We start from the raw sequence: 17,329 nt of genomic DNA on the forward strand, positions 1-17,329 counted from the left end.
GGCGGGGTGGTTGATCGGGGAGGAGTGCGCATGAGCAGGCTAGATATCGAATTTGTGCGCGCCCAGTTCCCGGCCTTTGCCGAGCCTGGCCTGCAGGGGCAGGTTTTCTTTGAAAACGCAGGCGGGTCATATACTTGTCAGCCGGTGATTGACCGGCTGCACCGGTTTTATACCCAGCGCAAGGTTCAGCCCTATGGCCCCTACGAGGCCAGCCGCCTTGGCGGAGCCGAGATGGACGAGGCCCGAACCCGGCTTGCCGCTCTTCTTGGTGTCGAAACGGATGAGTTGAGTTTTGGCCCGTCGACCACGCAGAACACCTATGTTCTGGCGCAGGCCTTCCGCCAGTGGATGCAGCCGGGCGATGCAATCGTGGTGACCGATCAGGATCACGAGGCCAACTCCGGCCCCTGGCGGCGGCTGGCGGATGAGGGGATTGAAATCCGGGAATGGCAGATCGACCCCGCGACCGGCTCGCTGAACCCCGCCGATCTTGAGAATTTGCTGGACGATACCGTTCGGCTGGTCTGCTTCCCCCATTGCTCGAACGTGGTGGGAGAGATCAATCCGGTGACCGAGATCACTGCGATAGCCCACGCGGCAGGGGCGTTTGTCTGTGTTGATGGGGTGTCGTATGCGCCGCATGGTTTCCCGGATGTGGGCAATCTGGGGCCGGATATCTACCTGTTCTCGGCCTACAAGACCTATGGCCCGCATCAAGGCTGTATGGTCATCCGGCGCAGTCTGGGCGCGTTGCTGCCCAATCAGGCGCACCATTTCAATGGTGGGGATTTGACCAAGCGGTTCACCCCGGCGGGTCCCGATCATGCGCAGATCGCGGCCAGCGCCGGAATGGCGGATTATGTCGATCAGTTGTGTGACCACCACGGCGGCCCAGCAGCCGGTGCCAGCGAACGTGGCGCTTTTGTCCACGATTTGATGCGCGCGCATGAGGTCGCGTTGCTACAGCCGGTGCTCGATGCCGTCAGCACGCGGAATGCGGTGCGCCTGTTGGGACCCTCGGATGCGGCCTGCCGGGCTCCGACTGTGGCGCTGGCTTTGAACCGTCCGGCTGGTCCAGTTGCCGCGGAACTGGCCCGGCACGGCATCATGGCAGGTGGCGGCGATTTCTATGCAGGCCGCCCGCTGCAGGCGATGGGGATCGACCCTGAGCAGGGCGTGCTGCGGCTGAGCTTCACGCATTACACCTCTCAACAGGAAATAGATCAGCTTTTGCAGGCGCTTGACGACGTTTTGTGATCCGGTTTCCGGGCCACCGCGTAAACCCGAAAAACAGGGGGCCGTGAATGACGGACGAGCGGTCAGCGATCATAATATGGTTTAGGCGCGATCTGCGGCTGAGCGACCACCCCGCGCTTGATGCCGCCGTTCGATCGGGTCGGCCTGTCGTGCCCGTGTTCATCAGGGATAATCAGGTCGATACGCTGGGCAGCGCGCCCAAATGGCGCCTGGGGCTGGGGCTCGAAGCTTTTGCACGCGCGTTAGAGGACAAAGGCAGCCGCCTGATCCTGCGTAGCGGCGATGCGGGGGATGTACTGCGCAAGCTGATCAGCGAGATCGGTGCCAAGGCGGTCTATTGGTCACGCGCCTATGATCCGGCTTCAATCGAGCGCGATATCCGGATCAAGGCGGCGCTGACAGCGCAGGGGATCGACGCCCAATCCTTCGCGGGGCATCTTTTGTTTGAACCGTGGACCGTGGCCACGAAGGCGGGGCAGCCGTTTCGCGTCTTCACGCCGATGTGGCGCGCGGTGCAGATGCGCGATGTACCGGCACCCGCGCCGGCGCCCGCCCGGCTGGCTGTGCCAGACAAATGGCCCGGCTCAGAAGCTCTTGCGGCCTGGCACCTGCATCGAGACATGCAGCGCGGCGCTGCCATCGTCCGGCCTCACATACAGCCCGGCGAGGCGGCGGCGATGGATCGGTTGGATGCGTTTCTGCAGCATGTTGATCGCTACCCGGATCAAAGGGACCGGCTGGACGCCGAGGGAACGTCGGGCCTGTCAGAGTATCTGTCGCTGGGCGAGATCGGGCCACGTACCGTATGGCACCGGGTTCAGGCCGCATCGCAGGTGGGCGCGACAGGGGGCGAAGCCTATCTGCGCCAGTTGGTCTGGCGCGAGTTTGCCTATCACCTGATGTATCACTGGCCGCATCTGCTGACTGAAAACTGGAAACCCGAATGGAACGGGTTTCCGTGGAACACAGACCCGGACACCTCTCAGGTGCGGGCGTGGCGACGGGCGCAGACCGGAATACCGCTCGTCGATGCGGGGCTGCGGCAGATGTACGTCACGGGCCGGATGCACAACCGCGCCCGGATGATCGTTGCAAGTTATCTGACCAAACACCTGACAACCCATTGGAAAATCGGCATGGACTGGTTCGCAGATTGCCTTGTCGACTGGGACCCCGCGGCCAATGCGATGGGATGGCAATGGGTGGCAGGTTCGGGGCCTGACGCCGCCCCCTATTTCCGCATTTTTAACCCAGAGACACAGCGCGAGCGATTTGACCCGCAGAGCAACTATATGTGCCGATGGATCGCCGAGGGGCAGAGCTGCCCTTCGGCCACCGCATTGGCCTATTTCGACGCGGCGCCGCGATCCTGGGGCCTTTCGGCGACGGATCCGTACCCCGCGCCGATCATGGACCTGCCCGAGGGCCGCCGCCGGGCGCTGCGCCTCTACGAGAACACAAAAAATCCAGTAAGGAACTGAAAACTTGCCAGAAACCGAATCCCGCCCTAGCCTTAAACCACAACCGCAGAGGGGAGAGCGGATGGTCCTAACGTCCACGGAAGGGCAGGAAAACCTGCCGAGGTATTTTTCTCAGGTCTTCAAGATGCTGAACCGGATGGAGTCCGGGCGGCTGGACATCGCGCTGCCCGACGGTCGCGTTTTCCGTGCCGACGCGCCCAATCCCGGTCCTGTGGCTCATGTGGACATCCACGACCCGGACGTGTTCGCGCGTCTGGTACGAGAGGGAGAGCTTGGCTTCTCGGATGCCTATCTGGAGGGCGATTGGAGCACCCCCGATTTGCGCAGTTTCATGGATTTGGTGCATCTGGGTACGGAAACAGTCTATGATGATTTCACTGGACAGTTTCTGGTTCGCGCCTATGAGCGTCTGAGGTTCTGGTTGAACCGAAACCACAAGTCGCAGGCAAAAAAGAACATCTCGTACCACTATGATCTGGGCAATGAGTTCTATGGGCTGTGGCTGGACGACACCATGACTTATTCCAGCGCCATTTTTGAAACCGGGCAGGAAAGTCTGGAAAAGGCGCAAACCGCGAAATATGCCAGTCTGGTCGATGAAATGGGGGCCAAGCCCGGCGATCATATCCTTGAAATCGGCTGTGGTTGGGGCGGGTTTGCCGAATACGCTGCCAAAGAGCGCGGGTTGCGCGTAACGGGCCTGACCATCAGCCAAGAGCAGTTGAAGTTTGCGCAAGAGCGCATTGAAAAAGCAGGGCTTTCTGATCTGGTAGATTTCAAGCTGCAGGATTACCGCGATGAACAGGGGCAATATGACGGCATCGCCTCGATCGAGATGTTCGAGGCGGTTGGGCAGAAATACTGGCCGGCCTATTTCGACACCGTGCGGGATCGTTTGAAGCCCGGCGCGCAGGCGACCTTGCAAATCATCACCGTCGCGGATCATCGCTGGGATGTTTACAAGAACGGCGTTGATTTCATTCAGAAATATATCTTTCCGGGCGGAATGCTGCCCGCACCTTCGGTTTTGCGGGAACAGATCGGGCTGGCGGGGCTGGATGTGGTGCGTTCGAAAGAGTTCGGCCAGAGTTACGATCTGACCCTGCGCCGCTGGTATGAGACATTTAATGCGAAATGGGATCAGATCTCCGAACTGGGTTTTGACGAGCGTTTCCGCCGCATGTGGAATTATTATTTGACCGCCTGCGGCGCAGCCTTTGACACCGGCAATTGTGATGTGACACAGATCACAGTAGCTAAACCCAGTTAAAGGACGGAAAAACCGAATGCCTACAGCTTCACGCCTTGTTGCTGCCCTGTGTCTTCTGGTGGTGGCGTTCCTCGTGTCGAGCATGATTATCGAAAACGGCGAAGAGGGGAAGGATTACGGCTATTTCACATATGTGAACATGCTGTTGGGCGTGATCTGTGGCTGGGTAATCATGGGCAAACGCGCTGGCCGGGGGTGGACCGCGGGTGTGAATAACGGGCTGACCGGGGTCGTGTCTTTGGTCTTTTGGGGCCTGTTCGTTCAAGGCACCTACGAGATGTTCAGCCAGGCCATGCGCCACCGGTTCGGTGGCCCGTTCGAGGCGCTGCTGGCCATCTTCCAACTCGGTGTCGGCTATGGCGAAGAACTGCTGGCACCAGAGATCCTGTGGACGTTGGCCATCGGCGCAGTCGTCACCGGCCTGTTGACCGAGATCGCGTTCCGGCGTTGGCGCTGAGCCCAGAAGGTCGGCGCTTTGTCTGATCTGTTTTTCTACGGCACCCTGCGGCATGAATCCCTGCTAGAAGCGGTGCTGGGTCGCCCGGCTTCGGACCTGTCTGCGACCCCCGCTGTATTGCCGGATCACGCCGTCTATGGCGTCAAAGACCAGCCGTTTCCGATGATCGTGGCAGAGGCAGGCAGCAGCGCCGATGGACTGCTGGTGCGCGGGCTGGAACGCCAGGACTTGAACAGGCTGGCCTACTACGAAGGCGGTTTTGACTACGACCTTCGCTTTCAGACCGTGCAGCTTGCCGATGGCTCGGCGGTCAAAGCGCAGGTGTTTTACCCCGAAGCCGACCTCTGGACCCCCGATCAACCGTGGTCCCTTCGAGCTTGGGCCGAGCGTTGGGGCGATCTAAGTCTGCTGGCCGCCGATGAGGTCATGGCGCATTTCGGTAAGGTGGATCCCAGCACAATTGCCCGCAACTTTCAGGCCATTCGGACCCGCGCCTGGGCCAGACTAGCCGCACGGGCGCGCGGCACCGGCGATCAGCGCGACGTCGGGCGCGATGTGATCGTTCACCGCCGCACCCGTGCCTATATCAACTATTTCGGAATGGAAGAGGTTGAACTGCGGCACCGGCAGCATGACGGCTCGATGGGGCCGGTGCTGCATCGCAATGGGTTAATGCAGGGGTCAGCCGTGGTTGTGCTGCCATATGACCCGGTGCGGGATGCGGTGCTTTTGGTCGAGCAGTTCCGTCCGCCCGTCTTTCTGGCCGACGACCCCGAACCCTGGATGTGGGAGCCCGTTGCGGGCATGATCGACCCGGGCGAAACCCCCGAACAGGCGGCCCGCCGCGAGGTGATGGAAGAGGCGCACGTGTCCCTGAGTACGCTGGAATATGCAGGCGGGGCCTATTCTTCCAGCGGGTCTTCGACCGAGTATCTGTACCTCTATGTCGGGCTGGCGGATCTGGCCCATACTGTGGGCGGCGGTGGGCTGGCGTCCGAGGGCGAAGATATCCGAAGTGACATCCTGCCCTTTGAGACGTTCATCAAGCGTGTGGACAGTCATGTTTTCAAAGACCTGCCGCTGCTGATGCTGGCTCAGTGGCTGGCGCGGCACCGTGAACGGCTGCGGGCCTGACTATCGCGGCTTGTGGTTGTGGCGGGGCACCTGTAAATCTTCTGCGAAACCATATGACAAGAGGGCGCCATGCGCATTGCACGAGACCTTGCCGACGCGGTCGGACACACCCCCCTGATCCGGCTGCGCAGCATTAGCGAGCAGACCGGCTGCGAAATTCTCGGCAAAGCCGAATTCATGAACCCGGGGCAGTCTGTCAAGGATCGCGCGGCGCTCTATATAATCCGCGACGCGATCGCGCGGGGTGATCTGAAGCCTGGGGGCACGATTGTCGAAGGTACCGCCGGCAATACCGGGATCGGTCTGGCACTGGTCGGGGCCTCGATGGGGTTCAAGACGGTGATCGTGATCCCGGAAACCCAGTCGGAAGAGAAAAAGGACATGCTGCGACTGGCCGGCGCGCAGCTTGTACAGGTGCCTGCGGCCCCTTATCGCAATGCCAACAACTTCGTGCACTACTCGCGCCGTCTGGCCGAGGAACTGGCGCAGACCGAACCCAATGGCGCGATCTGGGCCAACCAGTTCGACAATGTGGCCAACCGTCAGGCGCACGTGGAAACCACCGGCCCCGAGATCTGGGAACAGACCGGCGGCAAGGTCGATGGCTTTGTCTGCGCGGTGGGTTCTGGCGGCACGCTGGCGGGTGTGGCCGACGCGCTGCAGCCCAAGGGCGTGAAGATCGGCCTTGTCGATCCGATGGGCGCGGGGCTGTATTCCTATTACACCACCGGCGAGATTGCGATGGAGGGCGGTTCGATCGCGGAAGGCATCGGTCAGGTTCGGATTACCAAGAACCTTGAAGGGTTTACGCCGGATTATTGTTATCAGATGACTGATAACGAGGCGCTGCCCTATATCTTTGATCTGCTACGGGACGAGGGCCTGGTCATGGGCGGTTCGACCGCCATCAACATGGCGGGCGCGGTCCGGCTGGCGAAAGATCTGGGGCCGGGGCATACGATCGTCACCATCCTGTGCGACTATGGCACCCGCTATCAGTCCAAACTGTTCAACCCGGAATTCCTGCGCGAAAAGGAACTTCCCGTGCCTGACTGGATGACCGAAGCGCCGCGCAGCATACCTGGCGTGTTCGAGGACGTATGATGATCTGGCGGGCCCGCCTGTTTCTGACGGTCATTCTGATCGTTCTGGGCGCGACCGCCACGGCGCAGCTGACGGATCGTCAGAGCGAGTATTATCAGGGCTGGCTCAGCACCGCGAACCGGGCGGAGGCCGTGATCGAGGCCAACCGGGCATCGAATGCATCCCTCGAGAATTTGCGTTCTGAAATAAATAGTTACCGCGAGGACTTCAATCGCGCACGTGGGGCCAGTACCGAGCGGATTCAGACGCTGCAAGATCAGATCAAGGCGCTTGGCCCCAAGCCCGAAGGTGACGCGACCGAACCCGAAGACATCGCCACCCTGCGCGAGCATCTGGAAACCCAGCTCAACAGCCTTCGGGTGCCGCGGATCATCTCGCAGGAGGCCTATACTCGCGCCAATGGCCTGATCAGCGAGATCGACAAGATCATTCGCGATCGCCAGAAGAAAGAACTGCTGGAGCGCGGACCGTCGCCGTTCAATCCGGTTTATTGGGCACCGGCTTGGGCGGATATCGACGAAGCGGTGCGTGGGTTGGTGAACGAGACGGCTGAGAACCTGCGGTCGGACATCGTACGTGAGCAGATGCGCGAGCGGGCGTTGGAAATCGTCATTCTGGTGTTCATCGCCTCGGTTCTGTTGCTTTACGGGCGGCGCTGGTCTGAAAAAGGCGGGGCCTATTTGCGGCTGCTGGGCGGTCGGGGCAGCGGTGTCTGGACCTTCGTGGTCTCGCTGCTGCGCATTCTGTTGCCCTGGCTGGGCGTATTGGCTCTGACGATGGCCATTGTGTTGACGGGCGTTCTTGGTCTTCGTGGCAGTCTGTTGATCGAAAATCTTCCCTATTGGGCCGCCATCATCTTCTATTTCGACTGGATCGGGCGTCAGATCTACCTGATGGGCGAGGCGAACGGCTTTGCTCGCTTATCCGCACAAAAGATCAAAGAGTTACGGGTCTATATTGATCTTCTGGCGATCATGCTCATCCTGCATGATCTTGCGATGCTGTTTGAGGATATCGAAAATATCTCGGACGCAACGCGCGCGGTTGTCGGGTTCCCGATCATACTGACCACGGCACTGTTGCTGTTGCGGGTGCGCCAGATCCGGCAGTCTTCGCCCGCCGAGCCGGCGCAAGAGGCCTCTCCGCGCGCAGCAGGGCTCGGTCAACTGGTCGAGTTCATTCGCCGCGCGCTGTTCCTGCTAGGGATCGCAACACCGGTTCTGGCGGCAATCGGTTACATCAACGCGGCCGAGGCGATTGTCTTCCCTGCGGTCAAGACCCTGATCCTGATCGCCGCGCTGGTGATCGTTCAGCGCTTTTTCGCCATGGTCTACGGCTGGTTGTCGGGGCAGGGCGAGGCGGCGCGGGATTCGCTGTTTTCCGTTCTGGTGGGGTTTGCGCTGGCGATTGCGGCGCTGCCTATTCTGGCGATCTATTGGGGCGCACGGCAGACCGATCTGCTTGAGGCATGGTCGCGGCTTCTGCTGGGGTTCGATATCGGCGGGGTCACGATCTCGCCCAGCAATTTCCTGACCTTTGTGGCCGTTTTCGCTATCGGATACACGCTGACTCGCCTGCTGCAGAGCGGGTTGCGCAACTCGCTTTTGCCCAAGACCAGCATTGATCCGGGCGGACAGAATGCGATCGTTTCGGGCACCGGTTACGTGGGGATTTTTCTGGCCGCGCTGATTGCGATCATGGTGGCCGGGTTTGACCTGTCGTCACTTGCGATTGTGGCCGGCGCACTTTCGGTCGGGATCGGCTTCGGGCTGCAGACCATCGTTTCGAACTTCGTTTCGGGCATCATCCTGCTGGTCGAACGACCCATTTCAAAGGGTGACTGGATCGATGTGAACGGGATGATGGGCTATGTCCGCGATATCTCGGTCCGGTCCACGCGGATCGAGACCTTTGATCGCACGGATGTGATTGTGCCGAACTCGGACCTGATCAGCGGCGTGGTGACGAACTATACACGTGGCAACACGATTGGCCGGGTGATTGTACCCGTTGGTGTGGCGTACGGCACCGACACCCGCCGGGTCGAGATCATTCTGGACGAAATCGCCAACGCTCACCCCATGGTGCTGGCCAACCCGGCCCCAAGCGTTGTGTTCCAGGGTTTCGGCGCGGATTCGCTGGACTTCGAGATCCGTGCCATCCTGCGGGATGTGAACTGGGTTCTGTCTGTGAAGTCGGACATGAACCACGAGATCAATCGCCGCTTCGTCGAGGAAGGCATCGAGATTCCCTTTGCTCAGCGCGATGTCTGGCTGCGCAATGCCGAGGTTCTACACGCCGATGTTCAAGCGCAGCCCAACCCCGCCGAGACGCCCCCTAGTGCTGAGGCAAAGCGCCCCTCGGGCGCTGTCGAAATGACTGAAACAGATTTGGATTCCGGCGACGGAGATGAGCTGTAATCGGGCCTTGCAAATCCGGTTTCGATGGTCCACATATCGCCCGCACGGAGAGGTGGCCGAGTGGTCGAAGGCGCACGCCTGGAAAGTGTGTAGGCGGGAAACCGTCTCCAGGGTTCGAATCCCTGTCTCTCCGCCATCCCCCAAGGATCGATAGCGCGCTGGTTTCCGGCATCTAATGACCTACTTAACTGGTGGGTAGACTCGAAAAAACCGTTCCTCTAGGATCGGCTTGTTTACGAGTGAACCTAGGCATCAGAACAGAGATATTACTGGGGATGGTATTGACTATGAAGCGTGTTTTTCTGTCGTTTATTTCTTCGATTTTTGTGCTGAGTTCGGTGCAGTTGGCCTTGGCTTCGGACTATCCGCCGCGAACGCCAAGCCCGGTCAATGTCCGCCAGATACACAGCGGTCACAGCCTGACTGACGCTTATATGTCAGGGCCCTGGCCGGGGCAGTTGATCCTGGCGACAGATACTATTCGTGGCGCGGGGCCTCTTAACTCGATCCGGGGCACCAATTTTCAAACAATTGGCCACTCTTCGATACCCGGCTCGAACCTAAGATGGCGCTGGAACAACGAGGCGAAGTATGGTGCTCCGGATGCGCGCAATGACATCCAGCACTATGAGTTGCTGGTGACCACCGAAGCCGTACCGCTGAGCCCGGATGCCGACTATTTCAAAGAGAACACACTCGATTTCATCGAAAAATGGGTGGACAACAGTTGGAAAAATGGCAATCGCGGGCAAGGTGCCGAACTCATGCTCTACAGCACCTGGGTTTGGTGGGAGAACCCAGACGATCTGCGACCGGGCGGCGAGGGCCATATTCCTTTCCGCGAACGACTGGAGATTGAGGAGCAGCGTTGGGAGCAAATTCAGGACCACGCCAACGCCGTGCGCCCCTCGGGGATGCCGCGGATTTACATGATCCCCGGGCATCGCCTGATGATGCGAATCTACGACGATATCGAAGCGGGTAAGGTGCCTGGGGTAGACAGTATCGGCGATCTCTTTCTGGATACGATTCACCTGAATCAGGCAGGTGCATACGCTGTCACCTGTCTGATTTTCGCCGTTATCTATCAACGGGATCCGGCGTCCCTTCCGAACCGCTATGATATCGGGAATGGGGATGTGGTTGAGGTGCCATTCGAACTGGCCGAGTATTTCAAGGCCACAGCTATGGATGTCGCCAGAAACTACGAAAGATCGGGAGTTCCGAAATAACTGCCCGGTAATTGCCGTATTTATTTGTGATGTTCCTAACCAGGAATATCTGACCAGTTATTTGTAAGCGGCGGTACGATGGACAGAGTATCTTTGGAAGACGCGCAAAGCAGGCGCTGGGACGTCATCATTGCTGGAAGCAGCTTTGCATCGATGTTCTTCCTGTACGGGCTGCCCGAACATCTGTCGGTGCTGATTGTCGAAAAGGGCGATGTGGTCAGCCATCAGGATCTGATCGCCTCGCCGTTGCCGTATGAGCCCTTCAAGTCCAACAGCGAAAAGCCTTGGATCGCGCGGACAGCGTTCGGAGGAAACTCAAATTGTTGGTGGGGGCAGACTCCTAGGTTTCACCCGACTGATTTTCGGACCAAGGATCTGTTCGGTAGAGCCGAAGACTGGCTGGTTGGATATGACGAGCTTGAGCCCTACTACAATGAAGTTGAAGCCGTGATGGAGATTGCGGGCGGCGGTAGCGACCATATACTGCCCCGCAGCCAACCGTTTCCCTTCCCGCCGCACCTTCCGTCGCGGTCCGACAAGGTGTTGCAGGAGGCAAGCGATCTCTGGGTTCCTGTTCCCACCGCGCGCAGCAACGGGGGAAGTCGCGGATTTTGCTGTTCTAACGGTATCTGTCACAGCTGCCCCGTGGATGCAAAATTCACCATTCTAAACGGGTTACCGCATTTTGAGCGCAATGGTGTCTTTCTGCTGACCGGCCAGGAAGCGCGCGAGATTCGAACTGAAGCGGGGATTGCCAAATCTCTGCTGATCAGAGGCGCGAACGGAGAATCCGAGATCGGGGCGGATTTGATTGCGCTGGGAACGAATGCAATATTCAACGCCGCCATCCTGTTGCGAAGTGGTTTTTCGGCCCCGGCGCTTGGGCGCTATCTGAATGAACAGCTTGCGCATCACCTGCAGATCGACGTGCCGATCAAGAATTTCTTCGGCGGAAGTTCGATCACCGGGCACGGATATCATTTCTATCACGACATGGATCGCTCGGATTTTGCCGCCGTATTAATCGAGAACTTCAACGTGCCGGCCGCAACGCGCCCGCAAAAGAACCGCTGGACTGAGCGTCTGACGCTCAAGTTCATTGCCGAAGACCTGCCCCAGCCCGAGAACCGGGTGACAATTGTCGATGATGAGGTGATGGTTGATTGGCAGGGCCATTCACAATACGCGGTCGACGGCTTGTCCAACGCTTTGGATAATATTGATAAAATATTCCCCACTGAGGTCGAGAGCATCGAGTCGCTTGGTGTGGTCGCCACTGAAGCCCATATACTTGGCACGACCAGGATGGGGCCATCGCAAGAGACTGGCGTGGTGGATCGCGAGTCAAAAACACATGAGATCCCGAATGTCCTGAGCCTTGGGGCGGGCGTTTTCCCGTCCTGTTCGCCGGCTAATCCGACATTGACCTTATCGGCCCTGTCCATATTTGCAGCGAGGGCAATTTGATGATCACCCGTCGCAAACTGCTGATTTCGGGCGCTGTCCTAGCTGCGATCGCTGCGGTCCCTCTGTCGAGCGGCCTCAGAAGCTGGCTGCGTGCCCAGCTGGCCGATGAATTTGGCGATGAAATTGCGGCTCAGGCTATGGCCGAGGGGTTCGGCGATGATTATCTCGCTTCGCTCAGGCAGATGCGGTTCAGGGACTATCTTCTTGCGTCCGTCTACTTTCGGCTCAAACCGCAATCACTGGTCCTTATGGCGGGATCCGAGGCGGATATTCGGCGGCACATGATCGGCGTCTTCCTGAGGTCCTCCAACGTCATATTGACCGTCGAACGGGGCGATGCGTTTGCATATGAGGGCCTGTTTCTGCCCGAGGTTTATCCTTGTTCAAATCAACTGGGCGGCCACGTTCTTTGATCTCCGCCCGCGGGGATTCACCCCCGTTGCCGCAAGTAGCGCGTCGATCGGCAGGGCGCTACCATGTTGTGCGTTGCGCCCGGTTGTCTAGGCTTGATGTCCAAACTAGCCGATTATGCTCAAAAAAGTTAACAACACTTTCAATTTGATATAACGTTGCGGTGTTGTTTCCAATTATCATTCGGTTTTGTGTTGTGAGTCAGACGATCTACGAAAAGTACGGCGGGTTCAAAACCATCAGCCGTATCGTGATGTCATTCTACGAGATGGCGTTGGAATCCGACGAAATCGGAGATTATTTTGATGAGATCGATTTGCCGCGTCTGATCGACCATCAGACCAAGTTTGTGTCTTCTCTGGTCGGAGGGCCGGCCTCGTTCAGCGATGACCGGATCGAAGCGGTGCATCGTCATCTGAACATCTCGCATTCTGATTTTGACGAGATGGCGGCGCTGTTTAGCGAGGCGCTGGCGCTTCATGGGATGGCCGAGAAGGACATAAACGTCGCGTTGGACGCGATCGAGGGCAAGCGCTCGATCATCGTGGCGCGGAACGCTGCATGAGCATTCTGGCCATCAACGAGCATCTGCTGCGCGCAATTGGCGTGGGTGTGGCGGTGCTGCGCGCGTCAGACCTGACCTTTGTGTTCCATAACGGCCCGTTCGCCGAATGGTTCGGGGCCCCGACCGAGGGTCAGACCCTGCTGGACCTGCTGCCCGATCTGGACCCAAAAGAGCTTGAAGACGTCAAGCAGTCGGGCCTGCGGTATTCCGTGGAACTACAGATCAAACCAAAACGTCGCACGCTGATCTTTGCCACGACGGTTTCGCTGGCCAACGGACTTGACGAGCAAGTTCTGGTGGTCGAATGCCAGAATATCACCCGCATTCGCGAGCTTGAAAGCATGATCGACAGCTACTCGACCATGGTGGAACGCAATACGCGCGAGCTTGAGCGCGAGAAAGAGCGCGTCGAACGCCTTCTGCTGAACCTGATGCCCAAGGCGGTGTACGAAGAGTTCAAGACATTCGGCGTGGTTACGCCGCAACTGTTCGATCAGGTGTCGGTGGTCATGCTGGATTTCGTAGGCTTCACCGATTTTGCCGCCAAGACCGACCCGACGGTGACGCTGAGCGAGTTGAACGACATATTCACCGCCTTTGACCGCATTGTCGAGCAGTTCGGCTGCGAAAGGATCAAGACCATCGGCGATGCCTATCTGGCTGTTTCGGGGATGCCCGACGAGACGCCTGATCATGCTACGGCAGTTGCTCATTGCGCGGTCCGGTTCCTGCGGTATCTCGAACGACGCAATGAAAGCCATCCGCATAAATGGCAGGCGCGGATCGGGTTGGGGATGGGCCCAGCAGTTGGCTCGGTCGTTGGGATTCAGAAATACGTTTATGACGTGTTTGGCCCTGCGGTGAACATCGCCTCGCGCCTGCAGGTCTTTGCAAACCCGATGCGGATCGTCGCGCCGGAAGAGATGAAATATGCCCTGATCGACGAGTTTCAGATCACCGATATTGGCCCGGTGGATATCAAAGGCATGGGGCAAATGGACCTGATCAATGTGACCTCGCGGCTGACCACGGCCAAACCTAGCCGGGCGTTCTGATTGCTCAGTCGTCCTGTGCGACCAGACCCAGACCGCGCAGATAGATGCCGATCCCGGATTCCAGCAGGTCTTCGGGCGGGAAGGGGGAACTGGCACCGGTATTGCGCGCAAAGAGTTCGACAACCCCGTGGCTCATGGCCCAGATATGGGCGCTGAACATCAAGGCGGGCGGGCGTTTTTCGGGCGGGATATGCTGTGACAGGTCGCTGGCGGCCTTTTCCAGAACCCCCTTGGCGCGGTTGGCAGCCAGCGCGAGTTCAGGTGTACGGTTGATCGAAATACCGCTTTCGAACATGGCGATGTAATGCCCGGGATGTTTGCGGGCAAAGGCCAGATAGGCGCGGCCTGTGGCCTCGAACGCGGCCAGCGCCGAAGGCTGACCCTTGTCATAGGCAAACTGCATCAGGTCGGCGAACATTTCATAACCCTGCCGCGCGGCCTCGGCGATCAGGTCCTCGCGCCCCTCATAATGGCGGTAAACCGCAGCCGGGGTGACCCCTGCGGTCTTGGCCGCTTCGGACAGGGTAAAGCCGGTCGGGCCCTTCTGTTCGATCAGCACAAGCGCAGCCTCGATCAGGGCTTGTTTCAGGTTTCCGTGGTGATATCCGCGTTTCGTCATCCCGGCCTCAGGCGCATTTGTTCTTATATATGCAGGGTCTGTGTCCGAAACCAGCGCGTTCACGCATCCCAGATATCCGGCCCACCGCTGATCTTTGCGTCGGGCGTGCCGACGATTTCGGTGTCCTTGCCATCATAGTCCAACCCGCTGAGAACGGTGCGAATGGCCGCAAGGCGCGCGCGTTTCTTGTCATCCGAGCGGATGATGGTCCAGGGACAGTTGTCGGAATGGCTGCGGGTGAGGGTTTCCGAGATTGACTGGCTGTATTCGTTCCATTTGCCCAAGCCCGCGACGTCGATAGGGCTGAGCTTCCACTGTTTCAGCGGGTCGGTCTCACGGGCGAGGAAACGGTTCAGTTGCTCGGCGCGTCCGACATTCAGCCAGAACTTGAACAGGTGGATGCCGTCATTCCGAAACCCCATCTCCAGGGGCAAGACCTGCCGGAAGAACCTTTCGCGCTCGTCTCTGGTGCAAAAGCCGAAGACATTTTCGACCACGCCCCGGTTATACCAGCTGCGGTCGAAGAACACGATCTCACCGGCGGATGGCAGATGGGAGATATAGCGTTGAAAATACCACTGGCTGCGTTCGGCATCCGACGGTTTGCTGAGTGCCACGTTTCGCGCGCCCCGCGGATTAAGGTTTTCCCGAAACCGTTTGATTGTTCCGCCTTTTCCAGCGGCGTCCCGACCTTCGAAAAGGATTGCGACGCGCTGGTTTGTTGCCTTGACCCAGGATTGCATCTTGACCAGTTCGATCTGCAGCGCATCCATTTGCGCATCATAATCCTTGCCCTTAATCTTTTCGGAATACGGGTAGGACGGGTTCAGAATGTCGCCTTTCTTGGCGTCTTCAATGGCGGATCGAACGGCCTTCGGGGCATCGTTGCGGAAGTAACTTTCGATTGCGCCCTGTTGTGATCCGGTCATCTGCGGCCTCGCCATAAAATCCAGTTCGCACTATGGATTACGGATCGTCTTAACGCAAACCCGCCCGTTCGGCGGCGCGGTCGATGGCGGCTGCGACCTCGGGTGCGGCGACCACCTGCGGCATGTGGCCGATGCCATCCAGTTCGACCAGTTCCGAGCCCGGGATTTGTTCGATCAGGCGTTCGGAATGCCAGCTGAGCCCAACGGTATCATCGGCGGTGCCGTGGACGATTTCGGTCGGAACCGAGATTTCGCCATAGCGCGGCTGCAGTTCCGTCACCTCGTCCAGCAGGTTGGCGCGCTGTTTTGCGTTGGCGTGCATCGACGCGCGGCGCATGGTCAGGCCGGGGCCGAAATGCTCTGCATACCCTGCGGGCGCTTTCTGCGGCGCGAATACGTTATCCAGCGCTTTCGTCACGTACCAGTCGGGCACAAAGGCAGAAATCAGGGGCAGGGCCAGTGCATTCCCAGCCGAGGTTGCGCCGATCGTGTTGAACGCATCCAATGGCGTTTCCCACGGGATTGCCGCGGCGGCGATCAGCACAAGGGCCGAGATGTTGTCGGGCCGCGTCACAGCCCAGGCCAGCGACACCGACCCGCCATAGCTTTGGCCCGCGACGATGGGCTTCTCGGCACCCAGCTGCGCAGCAGCGCGTTGCAGAATATCCGCTTGTTCAACAATGGTCTCGCCGTCGGAGTTAAAGCTCTCCGAATAGCCAAGCCCGGGTCGGTCGAACACGATGACACGGTAGTTTTCGGCCAGGATCGGCGCCAGCGCAAAGGTCATGTCGCGCGTATTGCCGCTGGAGCCGTGGATCAACACCACATCCGGGCCTTCACCCATCACGACCGCATGGACTGCGATGCCGTCGACATCCAGAATCTGCCCCTCGGGCGGGAACGCGGCCTCGGCCTGGGCTTCGCGTTGAGCACTGCGCCACGCCGTCGCGGCGGTGATGCCTGCCGCGACAAGACAAAGGGATATCAGGATCTTACTGGCCAATCTTATTCAAATCGAAAGGAGTGGTCTGATAAATCGAGTTGATCCAGTTGCCATAAAGCAGATGCGCATGGCTACGCCAGCGGTTCTGCGGGTGCTGGCCGGGATCGTCGTCGGGGTAATAGTTGATCGGCACGTTGATCGGCGCACCGCTGGCGACGTCGCGGTCATATTCCTGTTTGAGCGTGTCGCTGTCATATTCGAAGTGGTTGAAGATATAGAGCGCCCGATGCGCTGGATCCTCAACCAGACATGGCCCCACATCGTCGCTGCCCAACAGGGTAATCAGATCGGGGACCGCGTCGATTTCGTATTGCCGCATCTCGGTCCAACGGCTGACAGGAATGACGCAATCGTCGGAAAAACCACGCAAAAACGGCGAGGCCGGGGCCAGATTCCGGTGCCGGAAACAGCCGAACGCCTTGGCGTCCAGCATGTGCTTTTTCACATCGTGGAAGTGGTTGATCATCGCCATGCCGCCCCAGCATACGCCAAAGGTGGAATGCACGTTGGTCTGCGTCCACTCGAACACTTCGCGCATCTCGTCCCAATAGGTGACGTCGGTAAAGTCCAGATGCTCGATCGGAGCGCCGGTGATGATCAGGCCGTCGAATTTCTGATCCTTCACCTCCTGAAAAGGATGATAGAACTCGGCCATATGCTCGGCGGCGGTGTTCTTGGTCTGATGCTCGGTCATGCGGATCAGCGACAGTTCGATCTGCAAGGGCGTGGCCCCGATCAGGCGGGCGAACTGGTTCTCGGTCTGGATCTTCTTGGGCATCAGGTTCAATAGCCCGATCCGCAGGGGCCGGATGTCCTGACGTGCGGCCTGATCCTCGGCCATGACCATGACGCCCTCATTGGTCAGGACATCAAAGGCGGGCAGGTCTGAGGGTATCTTGATCGGCATCACGTCACGCTGTTGAAA

At 59.0% G+C, this 17,329-nt stretch carries 16 protein-coding genes and 1 tRNA gene; 13 read left to right on the forward strand and 4 right to left on the reverse strand.

Features of this window, described 5'->3' with window-relative positions:
• Positions 1-30 precede the first annotated feature (30 nt).
• The 13 genes from ACR0J1_RS01680 (at position 31) to ACR0J1_RS01740 (ending at position 13,853) form a co-directional block, all read left to right on the forward strand.
• Positions 31-1,257 carry an aminotransferase class V-fold PLP-dependent enzyme gene (locus ACR0J1_RS01680; protein WP_480729912.1) on the forward strand — a complete coding sequence of 409 codons (1,227 nt, stop codon included), beginning with the start codon at positions 31-33 and terminating at the stop codon, positions 1,255-1,257.
• Between the two features lie 47 nt (positions 1,258-1,304).
• Positions 1,305-2,738: a cryptochrome/photolyase family protein gene (locus tag ACR0J1_RS01685; RefSeq protein WP_480729910.1), complete on the forward strand. Its 1,434-nt coding sequence runs from the start codon at positions 1,305-1,307 to the stop codon at positions 2,736-2,738.
• Between the two features lie 61 nt (positions 2,739-2,799).
• Positions 2,800-4,008, forward strand: a complete 1,209-nt coding sequence (locus ACR0J1_RS01690; RefSeq protein WP_480752335.1) for a class I SAM-dependent methyltransferase — start codon at positions 2,800-2,802, stop codon at positions 4,006-4,008.
• A 16-nt stretch (positions 4,009-4,024) separates the two neighbouring features.
• Complete coding sequence (locus ACR0J1_RS01695) at positions 4,025-4,465, forward strand: TrgA family protein (protein WP_480729907.1); 441 nt, start codon at positions 4,025-4,027, stop codon at positions 4,463-4,465.
• 18 nt (positions 4,466-4,483) lie between these two features.
• Positions 4,484-5,599 carry an NUDIX domain-containing protein gene (locus ACR0J1_RS01700; RefSeq protein WP_480729905.1) on the forward strand — a complete coding sequence of 372 codons (1,116 nt, stop codon included), beginning with the start codon at positions 4,484-4,486 and terminating at the stop codon, positions 5,597-5,599.
• A gap of 69 nt (positions 5,600-5,668) precedes the next feature.
• Positions 5,669-6,703 carry a cysteine synthase A gene (locus ACR0J1_RS01705; protein ID WP_480729904.1) on the forward strand — a complete coding sequence of 345 codons (1,035 nt, stop codon included), beginning with the start codon at positions 5,669-5,671 and terminating at the stop codon, positions 6,701-6,703.
• Positions 6,700-9,123, forward strand: a complete 2,424-nt coding sequence (locus ACR0J1_RS01710) for a DUF3772 domain-containing protein (RefSeq protein WP_480734627.1) — start codon at positions 6,700-6,702, stop codon at positions 9,121-9,123. The genes ACR0J1_RS01705 and ACR0J1_RS01710 overlap by 4 nt, the downstream gene beginning before the upstream one ends.
• A gap of 46 nt (positions 9,124-9,169) precedes the next feature.
• Positions 9,170-9,259: transfer RNA gene (locus ACR0J1_RS01715), tRNA-Ser, on the forward strand.
• 151 nt (positions 9,260-9,410) lie between these two features.
• Complete coding sequence (locus ACR0J1_RS01720; RefSeq protein WP_480729900.1) at positions 9,411-10,355, forward strand: hypothetical protein; 945 nt, start codon at positions 9,411-9,413, stop codon at positions 10,353-10,355.
• Positions 10,356-10,433: 78 nt separating this feature from the next.
• On the forward strand, positions 10,434-11,822 hold the full coding sequence (locus ACR0J1_RS01725; protein ID WP_480734478.1) for a GMC oxidoreductase: 1,389 nt from the start codon (positions 10,434-10,436) through the stop codon (positions 11,820-11,822).
• Positions 11,822-12,235: a hypothetical protein gene (locus ACR0J1_RS01730; RefSeq protein ID WP_480729896.1), complete on the forward strand. Its 414-nt coding sequence runs from the start codon at positions 11,822-11,824 to the stop codon at positions 12,233-12,235. The genes ACR0J1_RS01725 and ACR0J1_RS01730 overlap by 1 nt, the downstream gene beginning before the upstream one ends.
• A 194-nt stretch (positions 12,236-12,429) precedes the next feature.
• On the forward strand, positions 12,430-12,798 hold the full coding sequence (locus tag ACR0J1_RS01735; protein ID WP_480729894.1) for a group I truncated hemoglobin: 369 nt from the start codon (positions 12,430-12,432) through the stop codon (positions 12,796-12,798).
• Positions 12,795-13,853, forward strand: a complete 1,059-nt coding sequence (locus tag ACR0J1_RS01740; RefSeq protein ID WP_480729892.1) for an adenylate/guanylate cyclase domain-containing protein — start codon at positions 12,795-12,797, stop codon at positions 13,851-13,853. The genes ACR0J1_RS01735 and ACR0J1_RS01740 overlap by 4 nt, the downstream gene beginning before the upstream one ends.
• Before the next feature lie 4 nt (positions 13,854-13,857).
• Here the strand turns inward: ACR0J1_RS01740 and ACR0J1_RS01745 are convergent, their stop codons facing one another.
• Genes ACR0J1_RS01745 through metA form a run of 4 tightly spaced genes read right to left on the reverse strand, consistent with a single transcriptional unit; the run spans position 13,858 to position 17,311 of the window.
• On the reverse strand, positions 13,858-14,472 hold the full coding sequence (locus tag ACR0J1_RS01745; RefSeq protein WP_480729890.1) for a TetR/AcrR family transcriptional regulator: 615 nt from the start codon (positions 14,470-14,472) through the stop codon (positions 13,858-13,860).
• A 59-nt stretch (positions 14,473-14,531) separates the two neighbouring features.
• Positions 14,532-15,401: a polyphosphate kinase 2 gene (ppk2, locus tag ACR0J1_RS01750; RefSeq protein ID WP_480729887.1), complete on the reverse strand. Its 870-nt coding sequence runs from the start codon at positions 15,399-15,401 to the stop codon at positions 14,532-14,534.
• 49 nt (positions 15,402-15,450) lie between these two features.
• Positions 15,451-16,404, reverse strand: a complete 954-nt coding sequence (locus ACR0J1_RS01755; protein ID WP_480729885.1) for an alpha/beta fold hydrolase — start codon at positions 16,402-16,404, stop codon at positions 15,451-15,453.
• Complete coding sequence (metA, locus tag ACR0J1_RS01760; protein ID WP_480729884.1) at positions 16,394-17,311, reverse strand: homoserine O-acetyltransferase MetA; 918 nt, start codon at positions 17,309-17,311, stop codon at positions 16,394-16,396. The genes ACR0J1_RS01755 and metA overlap by 11 nt, the downstream gene beginning before the upstream one ends.
• Positions 17,312-17,329: the final 18 nt, after the last annotated feature.

The sequence above is a fragment of the Ruegeria sp. CJ3 genome (assembly GCF_056536725.1).